Genomic DNA, 21,018 nt, shown 5'->3' on the forward strand with positions numbered 1-21,018 from the left:
GGAGGGTCACTCCAGTTTGATATGCATTAAGATGACATACCCATAACTGGGTAAACTCAAACCATTATTAGCATGCTATTAATTTCGTTATAGAAATTAATATATAGCGATAACTATAATGGGGTGAGTAATGTCAAAAACTGAGCAATATGGAGGCATTAGCCGCAGGACGTTAGTGAAATCCTCGGCAATCGGTTCGCTGGCGCTTGCCGCGGGTGGGCTGTCGTTACCTTTCGGAATGCGCACTGCCGCCGCAGCGGTACAGCAGGCGATACAACCCGTTGAAGAGAAGGTTGTCTGGAGTTCATGTACCGTTAACTGTGGTAGTCGTTGTCTTTTACGTCTGCACGTTAAGGATGACTCCGTCTATTGGGTAGAGTCGGACACAACGGGCGATGATACCTACGGTAATCATCAGGTACGTGCCTGCTTGCGTGGCCGATCGATCCGTCGCCGTATGAATCACCCTGACCGCCTAAAATATCCAATGAAACGTGTAGGCAAGCGTGGAGAAGGAAAATTTGAAAGGATCACCTGGGATGAAGCACTGGACACCATTAGTGGTAATTTGAAGCGGATCCTGCAGGATTACGGTAACGAAGCGGTTCACGTGCTGTACGGTACAGGTGTAGATGGTGGGAATATTACTAACTCCAACGTCCCCTACCGCCTGATGAATTCTTGCGGCGGCTATTTGAGCCGCTACGGTAGTTATAGTACCGCGCAAATCAGCGCCGCAATGGGTTATATGTTTGGTGCTAACGACGGCAACAGTCCTGACGACATCGCCAATACAAAACTGGTCGTCATGTTTGGCAATAACCCTGCCGAAACCCGTATGAGCGGCGGCGGTGTAACCTGGTATGTTGAGCAAGCCCGCGAACGTTCTAACGCACGAATGATCGTTATCGATCCTCGATATAACGATACTGCCGCTGGTCGTGAGGATGAATGGCTGCCTATCCGACCAGGAACTGACGCTGCATTGGCTGCGGCGATCGCCTGGGTACTGATCACCGAAGATCTGATTGATAAACCTTTTCTTGATAAATACTGTGTCGGCTTCGATGAAACCACTCTTCCCGCCAGTGCACCGCGGAATGCACACTATAAAGCCTATATTTTAGGCGATGGACCAGACGGGATAGCCAAAACACCGGACTGGGCTTCCCACATTACCAGCATTCCGGCTGAGAAAATTATCCAGTTAGCGCGTGAAATCGGCGCAGCGAAACCCGCTTATATCTGCCAGGGTTGGGGACCGCAGCGTCACTCCAACGGTGAACAAACCGCTCGCGCGATTGCGATGCTCTCCGTTTTAACCGGCAATGTGGGGATAAACGGTGGTAACTCAGGGATGCGCGAAGGGACCTGGGATCTGGGCGTGGAATGGTTCTCCATGCTAGAAAACCCGGTTAAAACGCAGATATCAGTCTTTACCTGGACGGATGCTATTGATCATGGTGCAGAGATGACCGCGACCAAGGACGGTGTTCGCGGTAAAGATAAGCTGGACGTGCCTATCAAGTTTATCTGGTGTTATGCCAGCAATACGCTCATCAACCAGCATGGCAATATCGCGCATACCCATGATGTCTTACAGGATGACAGCAAGTGCGAAATGATCGTCGGTATTGAGCATTTTATGACTGCCTCCGCAAAATACTGCGACATTCTGCTACCTGACCTGATGCCAACTGAACAAGAAGATCTCATCTCACACGAGTCTGCCGGGAACATGGGCTATGTCATCCTTGGTCAACCTGCGACATCGCCAAAATTTGAACGTAAACCCATTTACTGGATGTTAAGTGAAGTCGCCAAACGTCTAGGTCCGGATGTATATCAAAAATTCACCGAGGGTCGTACGCAGCATGAATGGGTGAAATACCTGCATGCCAAGACCAAAGAGCGTAACCCGGAAATGCCGGATTACGACGAAATGAAAACGACAGGTATTTTCAAGAAAAAATGCCCCGAAGAACACTATGTTGCTTTCCGTTCTTTCAGAGAAGATCCTGGGGCTAACCCATTGAAAACGCCATCAGGGAAAATTGAGATTTACTCTGAACGGCTAGCAACCATTGCAGAAACATGGGAACTCAAAGACGATGAGATTGTTCATCCTCTTCCAGCTTATGCACCAGGCTTTGACGGTTGGGACGATCCTAAGCGCAAAACGTATCCATTGCAGCTCACGGGTTTCCACTATAAGGCGAGAACCCACTCCAGCTACGGCAATATCGATGTTTTACAGCAGGCTTGCCCGCAGGAGATCTGGATAAACCCCGTCGATGCCAGGACGCGCGGCATCCGTAATGGCGACACAGTTAGGGTGTTTAATAATATCGGCCAGATGCTGATCAGCGCGAAAGTCACACCGCGTATTTTGCCCGGCGTCACTGCCATCGGACAAGGAGCCTGGCTCAATGCCGATATGTTCGGCGACCAGATCGATCATGGTGGTTCCATAAATATTCTCACGTCGCATCGACCTTCTCCATTAGCGAAGGGGAATCCATCCCACAGTAATCTCGTTCAGGTTGAAAAGGCATAAGGACTAACCCATGACAACTCAGTATGGATTTTTTATTGATTCCAGCCGTTGCACGGGGTGTAAAACCTGCGAGCTGGCCTGCAAAGATTACAAGGATCTCACTCCCGACGTCAGTTTCCGGCGTATTTACGAATACGCTGGAGGCGACTGGCTGGAAGATAACGGCGTCTGGCAACAGAATGTCTTCGCCTACTACCTCTCCATTGCCTGTAATCACTGCGAAGATCCGGCCTGCACCAAGGTTTGCCCCAGCGGCGCTATGCATAAGCGTGAAGATGGTTTTGTGGTGGTGGATGAAGACATATGCATAGGCTGTCGCTACTGCCACATGGCCTGCCCGTACGGCGCACCGCAGTACAATGCCGCCAAAGGTCATATGACCAAGTGCGATGGCTGTCATGACCGCGTGGCCGACGGCAAAAAGCCCATCTGCGTCGAGTCCTGTCCGCTGCGCGCGCTGGACTTTGGTCCAATTGATGAGCTGCGCAAAAAGCACGGTGAACTGGCGGCGGTCGCTCCGCTGCCAGGTGCGCACTTCACCAAACCGAGCATTGTGATCAAACCCAACGCCAATAGCCGCCCGACCGGGGATATCACGGGTTATCTGGCGAATCCGCAGGAGGTGTAACATGGGCAATGGATGGCATGAATGGCCGCTGGTCCTGTTTACGGTGCTGGGCCAGTGCGTGGCCGGGGCGCTGATAGTGAGTGGCTATGGCTGGCTGACCGCTAAAGACGAGGTGGCAAAACAACGTATCGTGCGCAGCATGTTTTTTCTGTGGCTGGTGATGGGCATCGCCTTTCTCGCCTCGGTAATGCACCTGGGTTCGCCACTGCGTGCCTTTAACTCGCTGAACAGAGTTGGCGCATCTGCGCTGAGTAACGAAATCGCCAGTGGTTCACTGTTTTTCGCCGTCGGTGGCCTGTGGTGGCTGGTGGCGTTTCTCGGTAAAATGCCCGCAGCGTTAGGTAAAATCTGGCTGCTGGTGGGCATGCTGCTGGGTCTGGTATTTGTGCTGGCGATGACCAGCGTCTACCAGATAGACACTGTCCCGACCTGGTATAACGGCTACACTACGGTGGCATTTTTTATGACGATGTTGCTGAGCGGACCGCTGTTTGCCGCCCTGCTGCTGCGTGCTGCGGGTGTTTCCTCTGGCACCGCCAGATTCGCCTACATAAGCGTTTTGGCCCTACTGGTGATCGTGGCGGTTATTGTTCTGCAGGGACTGTCGCTCGGCGGGATCCACAGTTCGGTGCAATCCGCCAGCGCGCTGGTTCCCGACTACGGAAGCTTGCAGGTCTGGCGCATCATTCTGCTGGCCGCCGGTCTGGGCTGCTGGATATGCCCGCTGATACGTCGTAAAGCACCGTCCGTCGGCGGCCTGGCGCTGGGCTTAGTGTTAGTCCTCGCCGGTGAAATCATTGGCCGCGGATTGTTTTACGGTTTACATATGACAGTCGGAATGGCTGTTGCAGGTTAACTTTCGGGTGCGGGGCAACCCGCACTGTTCAGGATTGTTTGCATGACCCATTTTTCGCAAGGTGACAACTTTTCTACCGCGGCGCGCGTTCTCGGCGCACTGTTTTACTATGCGCCAGATAGCGCGGAAGCCTCTGCATTAGTCAGCGCGTTAAGAGCCGATGGCTGGCAGGCGCAGTGGCCGCTCGATCAGGCAATGCTTTTTCCGCTGGCTGCACGGCTACAAGCCGAGGTCGATGAGCCTCTCCCGCAGGCCTGGCAACGCCTGTTTGTCGGTCCATATGCGCTACCCTCTCCGCCCTGGGGATCCGTCTGGCTGGATCGTGAAAACGTGTTGTTTGGCGACTCTACGCTGGCACTCCGTCAGTGGATGCGGGACAACGGCATCCAGTTTGCCATGCAGCAAAATGAGCCAGAAGATCACTTTGGTTCACTGCTGTTGCTGACGGCCTGGCTTGCTGAAAATGAACGCCACACCGAGTGCGAACAGCTGCTGGCCTGGCATCTGTTCCCGTGGTCATCCCGCTTCCTTGATGTGTTTATCGAAAAAGCTGACCACCCGTTTTACCAGGCGCTGGGGGAGCTGGCCCGTCTGACGCTGGCGCAATGGCAGTCGCAGTTACTGATCCCGATAGCCGATAAGCCACTTTTTCGTTAGTTTCATCACAGGCAGGATGTGTCCTGCCTGTGTAGCATCCTGTTGCGCACGCCGAGCTTTTGCTTCTGTTGCCAAATAGCCGCAAAATAAAGCGTCTGAAATTTCCTGTCTGGCCACTCATGCATCATTTACATGCTTATCCTGACCTGCGCGCCATGTTCCGCCGCCTGCTGATTGCTGCGCTGATTGGTATCCTTGCTGCGTTGGCCGTCGCAGGATTTCGCCACGCCATGCTCCTTCTTGAATGGTTGTTCCTGAGCAATGACACAGGGAGTCTGGTCAACGCGGCAACAAACCTTTCCCCTGTAAGACGCATGCTGACTCCTGCGTTAGGAGGGCTGGCGGCGGGTTTGCTGCTTTGGGGATGGCAAACGTTCAACCGGTTACGCCCGCAGGCTCCCACTGATTACATGGAAGCCTTGCAAACTAACGGACAATTTGACGTCAGTGCAAGCCTGGTGAAATCGCTGGCCTCGTTACTGGTCGTCTCCAGCGGGAGTGCCATCGGGCGCGAAGGTGCCATGATTTTACTGGCAGCGCTGGCAGCCTCCAGCTTTGCTCAACGCTTCACCCCGCGCACAGAATGGAAGTTATGGATTGCCTGCGGAGCCGCTGCGGGTATGGCCGGAGCGTATCATGCCCCACTGGCGGGCAGTCTATTTATTGCTGAAGTGTTGTTTGGCACCTTGATCCTCGCGTCACTGGGACCGGTGGTGGTATCCGCCGTCGTCGCCTTGCTCACCACCAATATGCTGAGCGACAGCAATGCGCTGCTGTATGCCGTGCACTTCACACGGGAACTGCATGCGCTGGAATACGTCATGATCATCAGCACCGGTCTGGCTGCCGGCGTTTGCGGACCGCTATTCATGTGGTTGATGACCGCCAGCCATAATGGTTTTTTGCGCTTAAAACTCTCGCCCCCGTGGCAACTGGCGCTTGGCGGGCTGATCGTTGGCCTGCTGTCATTGCTCACGCCTGCGGTCTGGGGTAACGGCTACAGCGTGGTGCAGTCATATTTACTCTCCCCACCGCTGCTGGCCGTGGTGAGCGGGATCTTCATCTGCAAATTACTGGCGGTGCTTGCCAGCAGTGGTTCCGGTGCGCCTGGCGGTGTGTTTACGCCAACGCTGTTTGTCGGTCTTTCGGTGGGTATGCTGCTGGGACAAGTGTGGGGATTATGGCTTCCGGGTCCGGATGAGATTGCCATTCTGCTGGGATTAACAGGGATGGCCACGCTGCTGGCAGCGACCACGCATGCGCCAATAATGTCGACACTGATGGTTTGTGAAATGACCGGGGAGTATCGTCTGCTCCCCGGATTGCTGATTGCCTGTGTGGTGGCGTCTGTGCTGTCGCGAACGTTACGCCAGGACTCTATCTACCGACAACACGCTGCCGAGCATTGACAGACGGATGTACTGAGACAGCTCGCGCTGCTCTGCACGAGGCAGATAAGGCAGTTCACCGATCAGCGGTGCGGGTAATTTTTTGCCCAGCACATCAATGATTTCCGCATAATGTGCTAGCCCCGGATTGATTCGGTTCGCGACCCAGCCAATCAAAGGCAATCCGTCGCTGGCAATCGCCTGTGCGGTGAGGATGGCATGATTAATACAGCCTTCCTGGATACCCACCACCATCAGTACCGGCAGTTGTTCCTGCACCACCCATTCAGATAACGGACGCAGATCGTTCATCAGGCTCCGCCAGCCTCCGGTGCCTTCCACGACAACGTGATCCACTTTTTCGCTGAGGCTTGCGAGGCCGTTGGATAACAGGGTGTAATTGACCGGACCACTATGCGCTACGCTGCTTTCATCCTCACTCAACGCAATCGGGTTGACCGCCTCGTAGGGCAATTCGATAGTAGACACGCTTTGCAGCACCAGCGCATCTTTGTTGCGCAGACCTTCAGGTGTCTCTTTGCTTCCTTTGGCAACGGGTTTGTAGCCCGCAACGCTTTTACCCCCTGACGCTAACGCTTGTAGTAATGCGCGGGAAACCACGGTCTTCCCAACAGAAGTGTCTGTACCTGTAATAAAGAAACGCTTCAGCATCACTAACTCCACCGTTATGCTTTGAAAATATAAGTCAGGAAAATAATACAGTGGAGAAAGTCTAAGGTATGACGACGAGAATCGGCTTGAGATAGCGCAATTTTTCGTACAACAGTTAAAAAATGTTAACCCTGTAATAGACGAATCAACAAAGAACCGTTATACATCGCGTCCTTCACGAGCGCCGCCCCTGCCATCGTCCCTTGATTGGTGAACTGCGTACTTTCGACGACAATATGCTGACTGTAGGCCGGGAGCGCTTGCTGACGAATGCTGTCAGCAATAGTGGGAAACAAAATATCCGCCGCTTTACTGAGCGGAGAACCAATCAATATCTTTTGCGGGTTGAACAAATTCACCATGATGGCAAGAATCCGTCCGACATGGGTCCCGACGCCGCTAATGATATCTTTCGCCAATAAATCCCCCTGCATCGCCGCCAGACACAGCGCGTCTACCGTTAACGGTTGGCCGTGTAGAGAAGAACTCATCGACTGCTTCAAGCGTACCTGTGCCAGTTCGAGCACGCTGTCGACGCTGGCGATCGTTTCCAGGCAACCATGGTTGCCGCAATAGCAGCGTTTGCCGTAGGGGTCCACCTGCGTATGACCAATTTCCACCAGGCTACTGCTGCCGGCATGCAGTAGATGACCGTCGGTGATTACTCCGGCCCCCACGTTATGATCGATCACCACCTGAATGACGTCGCGCGCGCCGCGCGATGCGCCAAAAAGCGCCTCGGCCATAGTCCAGGCGCTGATATCATGCTGAATATAGACCGGCACGCCGGTATGATTTTCAAGCGCTTCACCCAGCGGCATCTCTTTGACATCGTCGTAGAATGGCATGCGATGAACGATACCGTTTTCAGTATCAATAATGCCGGGTAAGGTAATGGCGATGGAGGTTAAGCGCTCCAGCTTTTGCTGGTGGCGGATGAAAAACTGATCGACCTGGGTAATAACGCGTTCCAGCAATGGTGTTTCACTGACCAGCGCCATTTCAAGACAATCTTCAACCACCAGTTTGCTGCTTAGATCGCGCAGCGCCAGAAAGATCTCGCCGCGACTGATACGAATGGATAAATAGTGCCAGGCTTCCGTTTCCACAACCAGCCCAACGGCCGGACGTCCTCGGCTGCCCGCTTCCTTGATTTCCAACTCTTGCACCAGGTGCGCTTCGAGCATTTCGCGGACAATTTTAGTAATACTGGCAGGCGCCAATTGTGCCAGGCGAGAGAGATCAATACGCGATACCGGACCCAGCTGATCAATCAGGCGATAAACCGCGCCCGCATTGGTCTGCTTAATTTGATCGATATGCCCAGGCTGACTATCAGCAACCACCACTTACTCCCTTTATTTTCGCGCTCCGAAATAATCTGCGGGCTATGGTGAAGCACTTCAATGGCTTCCGTCAACTTTTTACTTAGCCTTGTGATTTACTGCACATTTTCGCCCATTTTTAAACTAAATTAATCGCCTGAACGGCCGCCAGCAGTTGCTCGCGAAAGCGTTGCGCGGCGTGACTTTGCTCATGATGTTTTGGCCACACTAGCCACATTTCCGAAACGGCATCTTCTTCCGCTATCGGGATCCAACACATTTCATACAATTGCACCCGTTTAAAGGAAGCGGGAAGAATGGAAACGCCTAATCCTGCGGCCACCAGCCCGATGATAGTCATCGCCTCGCCAACCTCCTGAGTGATAGTCGGCTTCAGTCCATAGCGATGCATGAGGCCAAGAATATCGTCATACAACCCCGTCCCCACATGCGGATCAAAAAAGACAAATGGCTCATTGGCCAACTCCGCCAATGTGACCACGGGCTTTTGCGCCAGCGGATGCGCGCGCGGGATCATCGCCATCAGCGGCTCATGCAGAATGATTTCACGCTCCAGCGTTTCCGGAAGCTGCGTGTTGCGCAGAAGTCCCAAATCCAGCGTTCCTTCATTGAGCGGAGCAATTTGCTCGCGCGTGTTCATTTCACGGGTTTGCATATGTACAGCGGGGTAGCTCTGGCGAAAGAGGGATAACGTATCTGAAACCGCTTTGATAAACGGTGCCGATGACGTAAAGCCGATACGCAATTCCCCCGCTTCTCCCAGATGCAGGCGCTCAGCCCTGGCAGCGGCCTCATTAACCAGCCCCAGGATCTGCCGACTGTCTGCCAGAAACTGCTTTCCGGCAGCGGTCAGCGCCACGCTGCGGTTAGTGCGCGCCAGAAGTCGGGCGCCGACCTGCTGCTCGAGGATCTGGATTTGCTGGCTCAGCGGCGGTTGCGAAATATTCAGCCGTGCCGCCGCCCGGCCAAAATGCAATTCTTCGGCAACCGCTACAAAGTAACGTAAATGACGCAGCTCGATATTCATATTTTTAAGATATCATTTGAGATTATTAATATATTAGACAGAATAATGTGATTTTCATACTCTTAATGCTAGTCATGTAGAGGTAATTGATTGAGCAAGGATTTCAAGTGAGCCGTACAACCACTGTCGATACCGCGCCGACAAGCGATGTTGATGAACAGAGAGTTACCCCGCCGGATAGTTTTATCAAACGCGGAACATCCCCATTTATGCGCGTCACGCTGGCGCTGTTTTCTGCCGGACTGGCGACATTTGCTCTCCTCTATTGCGTGCAACCCATACTGCCAGTGCTCTCGCACGAGTTTGGGGTCTCTCCCGCCAGCAGCAGTATTTCGCTTTCCATCTCAACGGCGATGCTCGCGATCGGTTTACTGTTTACCGGTCCACTTTCCGATGCGATAGGCCGCAAGCCGGTGATGGTTACCGCCCTGCTGCTCGCGTCCTGTTGTACGTTGCTTTCGACGATGATGACCAGCTGGCACGGTATTTTAATCATGCGTGCGCTGATAGGTCTTTCGCTCAGCGGCGTGGCGGCAGTGGGAATGACCTATCTGAGCGAGGAAATACATCCCAGCTTCGTCGCCTTCTCAATGGGCTTATATATCAGCGGTAACTCGATTGGTGGTATGAGTGGCCGTTTGATAAGCGGCGTGTTTACCGACTTTTTTAACTGGCGTATCGCGCTGGCGGCGATCGGTTGTTTTGCCCTCGCCTCCGCGCTGATGTTCTGGAAAATCTTGCCGGAATCTCGTCATTTCAGACCAACGTCGCTGCGACCGAAAACGCTGTTTATCAACTTTCGTTTGCACTGGCGCGACAGAGGGTTGCCGCTGCTGTTTGCGGAAGGTTTTTTACTGATGGGGTCGTTTGTCACGCTGTTTAATTACATCGGCTACCGTCTGATGCTCTCGCCGTGGGAACTCAGCCAGGCGGTTGTCGGTCTGTTGTCCGTAGCCTATCTGACCGGGACCTGGAGCTCACCGAAAGCGGGGTCGATGACCACCCGCTATGGACGTGGTCCGGTAATGCTCTTTTCAACCGGCGTGATGCTGATTGGACTGTTGATGACCCTGTTCACGTCGCTGTGGCTGATCTTCGCCGGGATGCTGCTCTTTTCAGCCGGGTTCTTTGCCGCGCACTCCGTGGCAAGCAGTTGGATTGGACCACGGGCAAAACGCGCTAAAGGCCAGGCATCTTCCCTGTATCTGTTCAGCTATTATCTGGGTTCCAGTATTGCCGGTACGCTGGGTGGCGTATTCTGGCACAGCTACGGCTGGAACGGCGTGGGCGGATTTATCGCTCTGATGCTGGTGCTGGCGTTGCTGGTCGGTGCACGTCTGCACCATCGTCTGCACGTATAATCCACGATGCCCGGGTTCCGGGCATCGCCTTCATCAACCAGGCTGTAACGTCTGAGCCCCCATTTGCAGGGCAATAACCGTCCCGTTCATCGCTATATGCAGTATAACCGGCATCAGCAGGCCGTTGCTTTTCAGTCTGGCGATGATCAAAACCTGCGACACAAGAAACAGCATCAGCAACGTGCGCAGATCCACATACTGCGTATGCATGATGGCAAAAATGACCGATACCACCACCGACGACAGCCAGGTTTTATTATTGAACCAATACTGGAATGCGTTGAATAAACAGCCCCTGAAAACAATCTCTTCATACACTGGCGCAATAAATATCAGGGTCAGAGTGGATAACCACAGCGCGTAGCTGTTTAGGGATATCTGGCTGGTCACCCACGCTTCGGTTTGTCTGAGGCCCAGAAACCATGGCAGGATAAGCTGAATAAACAGCAGCGCCACGAACAAAATGGCAAACCACCTGGCGTTGAAAATTCCCTTTCCCAGCCCCTCTCTTTTTCTGAAGAAGAAGTAATACAGCGGGACCAGCACAACAAATTCCAGCGCAAACAGCAGCGGAAAAAGTAGCCCTTTGGCAAGCAGAACCTGGCTGGTGGGGAAAAACAACGGGATAAACGTGAGGCCAAACATCAGCAAAAACATGGTAAAACAGCCAGCAACCGCTTTGGTCCTGACGATATACAGGTTGTCGGCATCCAGTGACATACGATCTCCTTGCGCTTATCAAAGATAACTTGATGAATTATCAATACATGATAAAAATTCTCATTATCACTGACAACCTACCAACATTTACGCAATGCCCACGGTTTACAACGCGTATAGCGTTACAGACTCTTTTCAGCGGAACATTCTCATCAGCTACTCAGTGGAGAATCCGCCAGCGGCAACGAAAAACGGAAACAGGCCCCTGCCGTTGAATTAATCAGGCGGATATCTCCCCCATGCAGTTCGAGCATTCTGCGCACGATCAGTAAGCCCAGACCACCACGCTCAGCCCGCTGCTCACGGGGTAGTAACGCCGTCGGGCGCTGAAATAATACTTCGCGAACAGCCTCTTCGACGCCAGGCCCGCTGTCCTGCACTTCTGCTAACAAGCGGTCTTCATCACGCCAGACTTTTAGCCACACTTCGCCCCCGTCAGGCGTATGACGGATAGCGTTATCCAGCAAATTCGTGACGATTCTTTCCATCATCGATAAATCGGCATTCACCAGCGGTAACGGACCAATTACGTCAAGGTGCAACTGCAAATGACGCGTGGCAACGGGTAGATCAAATTTCTGCGCCACATCCTGGATCAGCTCGCCAATAGCAAAACGTTCACGCTGCGGTTTTATGCCGCCATGCTCAAGTCTCGCCAGCTCAAAAAGCTGTTGTGACAGATGGCGAACCTTATGCCCCTGGCGCAGTGCAATGCTAAGATAATGCCGGTTTTCCTCCGGCGTCATCGTATCGGCTTTCAGCGACAGCATTTCCAGATACCCCAGCAGTGAAGTGAGCGGCGTACGTAAATCGTGCGAAATATTGGCGATAAACTCTCTGCGCTGACGATCGCTGTCAGCTAATAAATCCCATTGGTGAGCAATTTTCTGTGCTAACTCAATAAATGCATTGTTCAGCAACGCAATTTCATTCGCCGGAGCTAAATCGGGCTTTTTCTGCGCCAGCTGTTTGATGACGCTAATGCTGTCCTGCTCCAGATTAACCACCTGACCGGTCAGCCTTTTCACCGGATTCGTCACCCATCTCCACACCAGGTACCCCGCGATTGCACCGGCTAATAAAACCAGTATTAACGTCCCGGTCACGGTGTTCCAAAGCGTTTTTTGCCAGGCGGTATTCGCCAGCATATTGAGATCTTCACCCTGGAGAATAATGTACAAATAGCCATGCAGCTTGCCGTTAAATAAAACTGGCGCAGCGCTAAATACCTTTTGCTGGCTGCTGCGCGGATCATTGCCATAGACGGGCAGCTCGTCCGAATTAAGGAAAACCTGAATCGGCTGTACGCTAATGTTCTGGCGCTGAATATGCCCAGGCGGAGCGGCATCAGCAAGTATCTCGCCTGACGGTGAAACCAGATACAGCTCCACGCTAGGGTTGAGCGTCATCAGGTGATTGAACAGTCCTTTTAAGGTCTGCCGATTAACCTGCCCGCTGGCATCAATAAGCGACTCACTTTTGACAATCTTGCTCGCCAATTCCAGCGAGAGCCTTTGCACCATGGCGTCGCCATACTGTTTACTGCTGCGGATCTGGACAACGCTGACCGCAACCGCACAAATCAACATAATAGCGGTAAAGACCAGGGTCAGACGCTGGCTCAGCGACAATCGATAAATCATGGTTGATGCTCCGCGTTAACCGCAGCAAGCTTATAGCCCCGTCCCCAAACGGTAAGAATAATTTCCGGCTCCGCAGCATCTTTTTCAATTTTGGTGCGCAGGCGATTAATATGACTGTTCACCGTATGCTCATATCCTTCGTGCTGGTAGCCCCACACCTGGTCTAACAACGCCTGACGCGAAAAGACCTCGCCGGGATGGCGGGCGAAAAAATAGAGCAGATCGAATTCACGCGGCGTTAAATCGAGGGATTTACCCTGCAGACGGACTTCCCGGGCTAATGGATCAATCTCCACACCATGGACGGTGATAATCCCCGCCTCCATACGCAGGTTCTGACTCATCGCCTCCTGACGGCGAAACAACGCCTTCACCCGGGCCATCAATTCCAGCACCGAGAAAGGTTTGGCTAAATAATCATCGGCGCCCATTTCCAGCCCCAGTACGCGGTGAGTTTCACTGGTGCGAGCGCTGATAATAATGACAGGTAGATAGAAGCTCATTTGCCGAATGCGACGACAAATTTCCAGACCGTCCACGCCCGGCAGCATTAAATCGAGGATAACGGCATCCCAGACGTGCTTCTCCAGTAGCTCGACCGCTCGTGCCCCATCAGCCTCATGAATAATTTCGTACCCCTCATCCTTCAGGCTAAGTTGCAAAAGTGAGGCGATATCGCTGTCATCTTCCACCAAAAATATCTTTTTCGCGCCTGCCATCAGTGTCATCCCCCTCTCGTCATGCTGAAAGCTTACCTCAGGCAAGGGGCGGAAGTTATCACAAAATTTTTAACTTTTCGTGAGGAATCAGGGATACGCATGCGTCCAGTATGTCGTTATAGATAGGTCAGCCATCAACAGGGAAACGTCGATTTGTTTTCCTTAACATGAAAATAAAAAGGAAAAGTTATGCAGAAAAAACATCCACTTCGGGAAGCTGATGTTACCGCCGAGTCCGTTTTTTTTATGCAACGACGACAGATCCTCAAAGCTCTTGGGATAGGTGCGGCGGCGGCTTCGTTCTCTTCCCCGACACAGGCCGGTCTGCTGAATTGGTTTAAAGGCAACGATCGCCCGTCTGCACCAGCGGGCAAACCACTCGAGTTCACAAAACCCGAGATCTGGCAAAACAATCTCCCCTTGACGCCGGAAGACAAGGTAACGGGCTACAACAATTTCTACGAATTTGGTCTGGATAAAGCCGACCCTGCCGCGAATGCCGGTAGCCTGAAAACCGATCCCTGGACGTTAACCATCAGCGGTGAAGTGAACAAACCTTTAACGTTGGATCATGATGCGCTGACGACTCGTTTTCCATTAGAAGAGCGTATTTACCGGATGCGCTGCGTTGAGGCGTGGTCGATGGTTGTACCGTGGGTCGGCTTTCCTTTGCATAAATTATTGGCGCTGGTTGAACCCACCAGCCACGCCAAATACGTCGCCTTTGAAACACGCTACGCGCCTGATGAAATGCCCGGCCAGAAAGATCGCTTCATTGGTGGCGGGTTGAAGTATCCCTATGTTGAAGGTTTACGTCTGGACGAGGCCATGCACCCGCTTACCCTTCTGACCGTGGGCGTGTATGGCAAAGCGTTGCCGCCGCAAAACGGGGCGCCAATACGCCTGACCGTACCCTGGAAGTACGGCTTCAAGGGCATTAAATCGATAGTCAGTATTAAGCTGACGCGTGAACAGCCGCCGACGACCTGGAATATGTCGGCACCTAACGAATACGGTTTTTACGCCAACGTCAATCCGCAAGTCGATCACCCACGCTGGTCTCAAGCCACAGAGCGTTTTATCGGTTCGGGTGGCATTCTCGATGTGCAGCGACAGCCCACGTTGCCTTTTAATGGTTATGCCGATGAGGTGGCTTCTTTATATCAGGGCATGGATCTACGGGAGTATTTTTAAGTGAGGTTAACCGCAAAACAGATAACCGGCCTGAAAGTACTGCTGCATTTCGCCGGTTTTTTACCCCTGCTATGGCTCTTCTGGGCCGCACAGCGTGGTGAGTTGGGGGCCGACCCGGGTAAAGATATCCAACACTTTACGGGCATCACCGCGCTGAAGTTTCTGCTTGCTACCCTGCTGGTGTCACCGCTTGCCCGCTACGCAAAGCAGCCGTTGTTGTATCGCACCCGTCGATTATTAGGGTTATGGTGTTTTGCATGGGCCACGCTGCATATGACCAGCTATGCGCTGCTGGAGTTGGGTATACAAAATCTGGGATTATTGGGACGTGAACTGGTTTCACGCCCATGGCTAACGTTGGGCATGACTGGTTGGATAATCTTATTCCTGCTGACGCTGACCTCCACGCAAGCCGCGCAGCGTAAAATGGGCAAACGCTGGCAAACATTGCACAACTACGTCTACCTGGCGGCCGTTTTGCTTCCGCTGCATTATCTGTGGTCGGTAAAAGTGTTATCACCGCTCCCCATTATTTATGCCCTCTGTTTTCTCGTGCTACTGGCTTTTCGCTATAAAAAGCTGTTACGCAAAGTCGGGTACAAAGGTGTGTTTATGAAAAGTGAATGAATCACGGTAAACTTCTCATCACACCTAAACAGAACGAGAACAAAAAATGAGTAACAATGATAATTACCATCAGCTCACCCGCACGTTTCAGCGGCTCTCTCGCTTCTCCCACCTCTCGGCAATCGCCAGTTGGGACATGTTTACCATGATGCCATCTGGCGGCAGCAAAGCTCGCGGCGAAGCGCTGGCCGAGCTGAGCGTGCTTGAGCACCAGTTGTTAACCGACCCGAAGGTGGCAACGTGGATCGCCGCAGCCCAACAGGAAGACCTTAACGATGTTGAGCAGGCCAACCTGCGCGAAATGTCGCGACTGCATCATCAGGCATCCTTACTACCTGAATCGTTGGTAGAAGCGAAATCACTCGCGGGTAGCCGCTGCGAGCATGCCTGGCGCAGCCAGCGACCAGCGAATGACTGGGAGGGATTTTCCGAAAACCTGAAAGAGGTCGTGAAGCACAGTCGTGAAGAAGCCCGGCTGCGTGCCGAAGCCACAGGCTGTTCGCCTTATGACGCGCTACTGGACATATTCGAACCAGGGATGACCAGTGCCCAATTGGATGTCCTGTTTGCAGACGTTAAAAGCTGGCTACCGGATCTGCTCAACAAGGTGGTGGCAAAGCAGTCTCAGCAGTCGCTCATCGCCCCGGTTGGTCCTTTCCCAACCGCAATCCAGCGAGAGTTGGGCCTTGAAACGATGGCGCAGTTGGGATTCGATTTTACGGCTGGTCGACTGGATATCAGTGCGCACCCCTTCTGTGGTGGCGTACCTGAAGATGTGCGTATCACCACCCGCTATGATGAAAACGAATTACTTAGCGCGCTGTTTGGCGTGATCCATGAAACCGGTCACGCCCGCTATGAGCAAAATCTGCCGCACAGTTGGTCAGGGCAACCTATCGCCCTGGCTCGCTCAACCGCCATTCATGAGTCCCAGAGTCTGTTCTTTGAGATGCAACTGGGGCGTAGTAAAGCATTTCTGACGCGGTTAATTCCTGCTGTGACGCGCCACTTTGGCGATCAGGCTGCGTTTGAAGAAAGCAATTTCATCGCCTGGAACCAGCAGGTTAAACCCGGTTTTATCCGTGTTGATGCCGACGAGGTGAGCTATCCTGCTCACGTTATCCTGCGTTATGAAATCGAACGCGCGCTCATTAATGGCGATATTGAAGTGGATGATATCCCGGCATTGTGGAATGAGAAAATGCAGTCCTGGCTGGGGCTGTCAACCATCGGCAACTATCGTAACGGTTGTATGCAGGATATTCACTGGACCGATGGCGGCTTTGGCTACTTCCCTTCCTATACTTTAGGCGCCATGTATGCGGCGCAGTTATTCAGTGCCGCTAACCGCGCATTGCCTGATTTAGAGCAGTCTATTGCGCAAGGTGAGTTTGGTGCCCTGTTTGACTGGTTACGTCAGAATATCTGGCAGCATGGCAGCCGTTTCACCACTGAACAACTTATTACCCAGGCCACCGGAGAGCCGCTCAGCAGCCGTTATTTCCGCGCTCATCTGGAAGCCCGCTATTTGTAATCTCATACCGTGAGTCATTGTACATATCGTTACACGCCGAAACCAATGACTCACGGAAGCCCTGTGATTACAGCGATATAGTTATTTCAACGGCCCCGCAGTGGGGTTGAATGAAAAACCAAATCGAGGGTATGAGAATGAAAAAAGTATTAGCTCTGGTTGTTGCCGCTGCTATGGGTCTGTCTTCTGCTGCATTTGCTGCTGAAACAACTGCTACCACCGCTCCGGCTGCAACCACCAAAGCAGCTCCGGCAAAAACCACTCATCATAAAAAACAGCACAAAGCAGCGCCGCAGAAAGCGCAGGCTGCCAAGAAACACGCTAAAAAATCCACCACAAAACCGGCTGTAGAACAGAAAGCGCCAGAGCAGAAAGCGCAGGCAGCTAAGAAACACACCAAAAAAGCAGCGACCAAACCCGCTGCAGAACAAAAAGCACCAGAGCAGAAAGCTCAGGCAGCAAAAAAACACACCAAAAAAGCCGTAAAACACGACACCGCTAAACCCGCTGCTCAACCAGCTGCATAACACATTTGTAGTTACTATGGCGTCCCCCACGCCATAGCATACGGCGCTAAATCGACCTGATTTAGCGCCGCCTTTTGGAGGGTAAAATGGTGTCACATTATCGCTTTGAGTTCATTCTTATTACCCTGATAATTTGCGCCCTCATTGCCATGCATTTTTATCTTTCCTGAGTGTAGTTATCTGATTTTACTCCCACTTTCCCGCCGTCCCGTCTATAGTATTAACTGAGGGTTTGCTGTTAAAAATCATAATTCCCCACCAGAGTGTGATATGCATAAAACCATTGCTGTGTTACTGGGTTCAATTTGTTTACTTCCTGTCGTTGCGCATGCGGACCAGCCTGCAACGGCCAGCGCTGAAGCAGAAAACGTAAAAACGCTGTTTTTTGGTCATGACGATCGCATAAAAGTGACTGACCCAACGCAATCTCCTTGGGACGCTATCGGGCAACTGGAAACCGCCAGCGGTAACCTGTGTACTGCCACGCTCATTTCACCACGACTGGCACTGACTGCCGGGCACTGCTTACTCACCCCCCCGAAAGGCAAGCCGGATAAAGCCGTGGCATTACGCTTCGTGTCGAAAAAGGGTGTCTGGCGCTACGAGATCCACGGCATTGAAGGACGGGTTGATCCCTCGCTCGGAAAACGTTTAAAAGCCGATGGCGATGGCTGGATTGTGCCGCCTTCCGCGGCCCCGTGGGATTTTGGTCTGGTGGTGCTGCGTTACCCACCTTCTGGCATCACACCGCTGCCATTATTTGAAGGTGATAAAGCGGCATTAACCGCGGCGCTGAAAACCGCAGATCGTAAAGTTACGCAGTCGGGCTACCCGGAAGATCATCTCGATGATTTGTACACGCATCAGGATTGCGTGGTGACCGGTTGGGCGCAGAATACCGTTTTGTCGCACCAGTGCGACACACTCCCGGGCGACAGCGGTTCGCCATTGATGTTGAAGACAGATACTGGCTGGCAGTTGATTGGCGTACAAAGCTCCGCTCCGGCGGCGAAAGATCGCTGGCGGGCCGATAATCGCGCCATATCCGTGACCGGATTTCGCGATAAGCTGGATGAGTTGGCGAACGAATAACCTATGCTGCCCGTAGTAACGGGCAGCACTGAGATCAGGCAAGTTTAATCATCACCATTCCGGCAAGCAGCAGCGCCAAACCGATCCAGCCTTTATGATTCAGGCGCTGACCAAACAATACCCAACCTGCCGCTAACGTCGCAGCAATCCCAAAGCCGCCCCACAAGGCGTAGGCAACAGAAAGGTCGATACCTTTTACCGCCTGGGACAGCGCGCTAAAGGCCGCTAACACGGCTGCCAGCGACAGCACGCCATAAGTCTTGCGGCGAAACCCATCTGAAAATTTCAAAAAGACGTTAGCGACGATTTCGAGCACAATGGCTATGCCAAGCCATGCGCCGTGAACCCATTCAAACTGCTGCATGGCTCACCTCTCTGCCCACCTTTGTCGGTTTTCGTGTACCGGATTTAATCAGCACAATACCTAACACCAGCGAGACCAGTCCAGCCACCTTCATCGTGGACAAGGTTTCGTCAAATAACAGCACGCTGAACAGCGTAATAAATAAAATACCGATACCTTCCCATAAGGCATAGGCCACACCAAGGGCAATTTTTTTAACGGCAAAACTGAGAAAAATATACGATAAGGCAATCATTACCAGCATTAAAATAAAGCCCGAATTACCATGGCCGACGCTTGCCCATTTCATTGACAGCGTACCAGTAATTTCAGCCGCGATGGCCAGACCTAATAATATCCAGTAAAACATAATGCTTCTCCTGCTTGAGAATATAGTCCTTTGGGCCTACTGCATGCAGTAAACCAAAAAAAATAAAATTAGTTAGCTCAGCGCACAGCGCCAGCTCAGGCAGAAGAAGGGACTAAAGCGCGTTGCGCCAGTGTTGCTCACCCGCAAGCAAGAAAGTGGAGGAGGTACGAAGAAGTGAAGGTAAACGCAAAAACATCCTGAACATATTGTCCATAATATTACAATTATCCGCAGTGTTGCTTCTCATCATCGCGGATGATAATTGTCCTCGGTAGTTAAACACAGATGATTTGTACCATAGCTTCAATGCGAACTCAAAGTCTTTTCACTTCTTTACCTGCCCCATTTGATTTTTGTTATAACGGCTCGACGCAAATCACATTATTATTCAGATTCAAAAATGAAAAATGCAGGAATACACATGGCGAAACCGATCATCACGCTTAACGGCCTAAAAATAGTCATTATGCTGGGCATGCTGGTTATCATCCTGAGCGGCATCCGCGTTGCCGCAGATATCATCGTCCCATTTATTCTGGCGTTATTTATTGCCGTCGTGCTTAACCCCGTGGTGCAGCGGATGGTCAAACTTCGCATACCGCGCGTAATAGCGGTATCATTGCTCATTGTTATTATTGTAATGCTAATGGTGTTGCTATTAGCGTATTTAGGTACATCCTTAAATGAGCTTGCACGAACGCTGCCGCAGTATCGCTCTTCACTGGTTATCCCACTCAAAAACCTTGAGCCGTGGTTACAGCGCGTAGGGATCGGCGTTTCCGTGGATGAACTCGTCAAATATATCGACCCGAACGCGGCAATGACGCTGGTGACCAATTTACTGGCGCAGTTGTCTAATGCCATGTCATCGATATTTTTATTGCTGTTGACGGTGGTTTTTATGCTGCTGGAAGTACCGCAGTTACCCAACAAACTCAAACAAATGATGAGTCGTCCCATTGAGGGAATGGCGGCGATTCAACGCGCCATCGACAGCGTTTCCCACTATCTGGTGCTCAAAACGGCGATCAGCATTGTGACCGGGCTGGTGGCCTGGGGCATGCTCGCCGCACTCGACGTGCGTTTCGCTTTTGTCTGGGGACTGCTGGCGTTTGCGCTCAACTATATTCCTAATATCGGTTCGGTGCTGGCCGCCATTCCCCCTATTGCTCAGGTGCTGGTATTTAGCGGCCTTTATGACGCCCTGGTGGTTTTCGCAGGTTATCTGGTCATTAACCTGGTGTTCGGAAATATCCTCGAACCACGGATCATGGGGCGCGGACTTGGGTTGTCTACGCTGGTGGTGTTTCTGTCGTTAATCTTCTGGGGCTGGTTACTGGGGCCTGTCGGGATGCTGCTTTCTGTACCGCTGACCATCATCGTGAAAATCGCGCTTGAGCAAACCAACGGCGGTCAAAGCATTGCCGTGTTGCTGAGCGATCTCAATAAAGAATGAATATACACGGCGTTTTACGGTGATTAGACGGCTAAAACCGTATGGGTTTATGAGTGGTAATCATGAATAGCGAAGTATTAAAAAAAAACGGCCTCCGCAGAGGTTATGCCCGTCAGTTAATCATTATGGAGAACATGTGATTTTGGCTCAGGGTTTCGTTCACCTCAGTGGTATCAATTCTATGAGGCTCAGATACCCGTGAACGCGCAAGGGAGGCTCACCGCCGCCTCCCTTGCAACCCAGGCTCCCGGCGGGAAAATCGTCGCTGCGCGATTCATTCGTCTTATGCCGTCTGCCTGTC

Annotated in this window: 21 protein-coding genes; 12 read left to right on the forward strand and 9 right to left on the reverse strand. The window is 52.2% G+C overall.

Features of this window, described 5'->3' with window-relative positions:
* Window positions 1-130: 130 nt before the first annotated feature.
* From ynfF to clcB, 5 genes are all read left to right on the forward strand, one after another.
* Window positions 131-2,557 (forward strand): selenate/tellurate reductase subunit YnfF, encoded by a 2,427-nt coding sequence (gene ynfF, locus ABIE10_RS03015; RefSeq protein WP_181628648.1) that lies wholly within the window; start codon window positions 131-133, stop codon window positions 2,555-2,557.
* Window positions 2,558-2,567: 10 nt separating this feature from the next.
* Complete coding sequence (locus tag ABIE10_RS03020; protein ID WP_049281795.1) at window positions 2,568-3,185, forward strand: DMSO/selenate family reductase complex B subunit; 618 nt, start codon at window positions 2,568-2,570, stop codon at window positions 3,183-3,185.
* A gap of 1 nt (window position 3,186) precedes the next feature.
* Window positions 3,187-4,041, forward strand: coding sequence for a dimethyl sulfoxide reductase anchor subunit family protein (locus tag ABIE10_RS03025; protein WP_049281796.1), 855 nt, complete (start codon window positions 3,187-3,189; stop codon window positions 4,039-4,041).
* 42 nt (window positions 4,042-4,083) lie between these two features.
* Complete coding sequence (gene dmsD / locus ABIE10_RS03030) at window positions 4,084-4,698, forward strand: Tat proofreading chaperone DmsD (protein ID WP_016153048.1); 615 nt, start codon at window positions 4,084-4,086, stop codon at window positions 4,696-4,698.
* Window positions 4,699-4,817: 119 nt separating this feature from the next.
* Window positions 4,818-6,107, forward strand: a complete 1,290-nt coding sequence (gene clcB / locus ABIE10_RS03035; protein ID WP_429154684.1) for a voltage-gated ClC-type chloride channel ClcB — start codon at window positions 4,818-4,820, stop codon at window positions 6,105-6,107.
* On the opposite strand, the gene bioD is transcribed toward clcB, so the two are convergent.
* The 3 genes from bioD to ABIE10_RS03050 form a co-directional block, all read right to left on the reverse strand.
* A complete protein-coding gene (gene bioD, locus ABIE10_RS03040; protein WP_016153046.1) occupies window positions 6,063-6,758 on the reverse strand; it encodes a dethiobiotin synthase in 696 nt (231 codons plus the stop codon). The two genes, clcB and bioD, sit on opposite strands and share 45 nt — an antisense overlap.
* A gap of 125 nt (window positions 6,759-6,883) precedes the next feature.
* Window positions 6,884-8,104, reverse strand: a complete 1,221-nt coding sequence (gene mlc / locus ABIE10_RS03045; protein WP_016153045.1) for a sugar metabolism global transcriptional regulator Mlc — start codon at window positions 8,102-8,104, stop codon at window positions 6,884-6,886.
* A gap of 118 nt (window positions 8,105-8,222) precedes the next feature.
* Complete coding sequence (locus ABIE10_RS03050; RefSeq protein ID WP_200107789.1) at window positions 8,223-9,131, reverse strand: LysR family transcriptional regulator; 909 nt, start codon at window positions 9,129-9,131, stop codon at window positions 8,223-8,225.
* Between the two features lie 107 nt (window positions 9,132-9,238).
* Between ABIE10_RS03050 and ABIE10_RS03055 the strand changes: the two genes are divergently transcribed.
* The gene (locus ABIE10_RS03055; RefSeq protein ID WP_047500485.1) at window positions 9,239-10,492 is read left to right on the forward strand and encodes an MFS transporter; all 1,254 of its coding nucleotides are present in this window, start codon (window positions 9,239-9,241) and stop codon (window positions 10,490-10,492) included.
* A 33-nt stretch (window positions 10,493-10,525) separates the two neighbouring features.
* On the opposite strand, the gene ABIE10_RS03060 is transcribed toward ABIE10_RS03055, so the two are convergent.
* The 3 genes from ABIE10_RS03060 to ABIE10_RS03070 form a co-directional block, all read right to left on the reverse strand.
* The gene (locus ABIE10_RS03060; protein WP_429154687.1) at window positions 10,526-11,212 is read right to left on the reverse strand and encodes a CPBP family intramembrane glutamic endopeptidase; all 687 of its coding nucleotides are present in this window, start codon (window positions 11,210-11,212) and stop codon (window positions 10,526-10,528) included.
* Between the two features lie 152 nt (window positions 11,213-11,364).
* Window positions 11,365-12,855 (reverse strand): sensor histidine kinase, encoded by a 1,491-nt coding sequence (locus tag ABIE10_RS03065; protein ID WP_016156464.1) that lies wholly within the window; start codon window positions 12,853-12,855, stop codon window positions 11,365-11,367.
* Window positions 12,852-13,574 carry a response regulator transcription factor gene (locus ABIE10_RS03070; RefSeq protein ID WP_016153040.1) on the reverse strand — a complete coding sequence of 241 codons (723 nt, stop codon included), beginning with the start codon at window positions 13,572-13,574 and terminating at the stop codon, window positions 12,852-12,854. The genes ABIE10_RS03065 and ABIE10_RS03070 overlap by 4 nt, the downstream gene beginning before the upstream one ends.
* 189 nt (window positions 13,575-13,763) lie before the next feature.
* Between ABIE10_RS03070 and msrP the strand changes: the two genes are divergently transcribed.
* The 5 genes from msrP to ABIE10_RS03095 all read left to right on the forward strand — a co-directional run bounded on the left by msrP (window position 13,764) and on the right by ABIE10_RS03095 (window position 18,548).
* Window positions 13,764-14,768, forward strand: a complete 1,005-nt coding sequence (gene msrP, locus ABIE10_RS03075) for a protein-methionine-sulfoxide reductase catalytic subunit MsrP (protein ID WP_019076759.1) — start codon at window positions 13,764-13,766, stop codon at window positions 14,766-14,768.
* Complete coding sequence (gene msrQ / locus ABIE10_RS03080) at window positions 14,769-15,395, forward strand: protein-methionine-sulfoxide reductase heme-binding subunit MsrQ (RefSeq protein WP_235116805.1); 627 nt, start codon at window positions 14,769-14,771, stop codon at window positions 15,393-15,395.
* Window positions 15,396-15,441: 46 nt separating this feature from the next.
* Complete coding sequence (locus tag ABIE10_RS03085; protein ID WP_095715962.1) at window positions 15,442-16,929, forward strand: carboxypeptidase M32; 1,488 nt, start codon at window positions 15,442-15,444, stop codon at window positions 16,927-16,929.
* Between the two features lie 137 nt (window positions 16,930-17,066).
* Complete coding sequence (gene asr / locus ABIE10_RS03090; RefSeq protein WP_429155477.1) at window positions 17,067-17,456, forward strand: acid resistance repetitive basic protein Asr; 390 nt, start codon at window positions 17,067-17,069, stop codon at window positions 17,454-17,456.
* Window positions 17,457-17,726: 270 nt separating this feature from the next.
* Window positions 17,727-18,548 carry a trypsin-like serine peptidase gene (locus ABIE10_RS03095; RefSeq protein WP_016156459.1) on the forward strand — a complete coding sequence of 274 codons (822 nt, stop codon included), beginning with the start codon at window positions 17,727-17,729 and terminating at the stop codon, window positions 18,546-18,548.
* A gap of 34 nt (window positions 18,549-18,582) precedes the next feature.
* Here the strand turns inward: ABIE10_RS03095 and mdtI are convergent, their stop codons facing one another.
* The 3 genes from mdtI to ABIE10_RS03110 form a co-directional block, all read right to left on the reverse strand.
* A complete protein-coding gene (mdtI, locus tag ABIE10_RS03100; RefSeq protein WP_016153035.1) occupies window positions 18,583-18,912 on the reverse strand; it encodes a multidrug/spermidine efflux SMR transporter subunit MdtI in 330 nt (109 codons plus the stop codon).
* Window positions 18,899-19,264 carry a multidrug/spermidine efflux SMR transporter subunit MdtJ gene (gene mdtJ / locus ABIE10_RS03105; RefSeq protein WP_429155479.1) on the reverse strand — a complete coding sequence of 122 codons (366 nt, stop codon included), beginning with the start codon at window positions 19,262-19,264 and terminating at the stop codon, window positions 18,899-18,901. The genes mdtI and mdtJ overlap by 14 nt, the downstream gene beginning before the upstream one ends.
* Before the next feature lie 109 nt (window positions 19,265-19,373).
* A complete protein-coding gene (locus ABIE10_RS03110) occupies window positions 19,374-19,544 on the reverse strand; it encodes a hypothetical protein (RefSeq protein ID WP_085951052.1) in 171 nt (56 codons plus the stop codon).
* A 138-nt stretch (window positions 19,545-19,682) separates the two neighbouring features.
* Between ABIE10_RS03110 and ABIE10_RS03115 the strand changes: the two genes are divergently transcribed.
* Window positions 19,683-20,717: an AI-2E family transporter gene (locus ABIE10_RS03115; RefSeq protein WP_065554464.1), complete on the forward strand. Its 1,035-nt coding sequence runs from the start codon at window positions 19,683-19,685 to the stop codon at window positions 20,715-20,717.
* Window positions 20,718-21,018: the final 301 nt, after the last annotated feature.

This window comes from Citrobacter sp. 506 (assembly GCF_050434985.1).
GTDB lineage: Bacteria > Pseudomonadota > Gammaproteobacteria > Enterobacterales > Enterobacteriaceae > Citrobacter > Citrobacter braakii.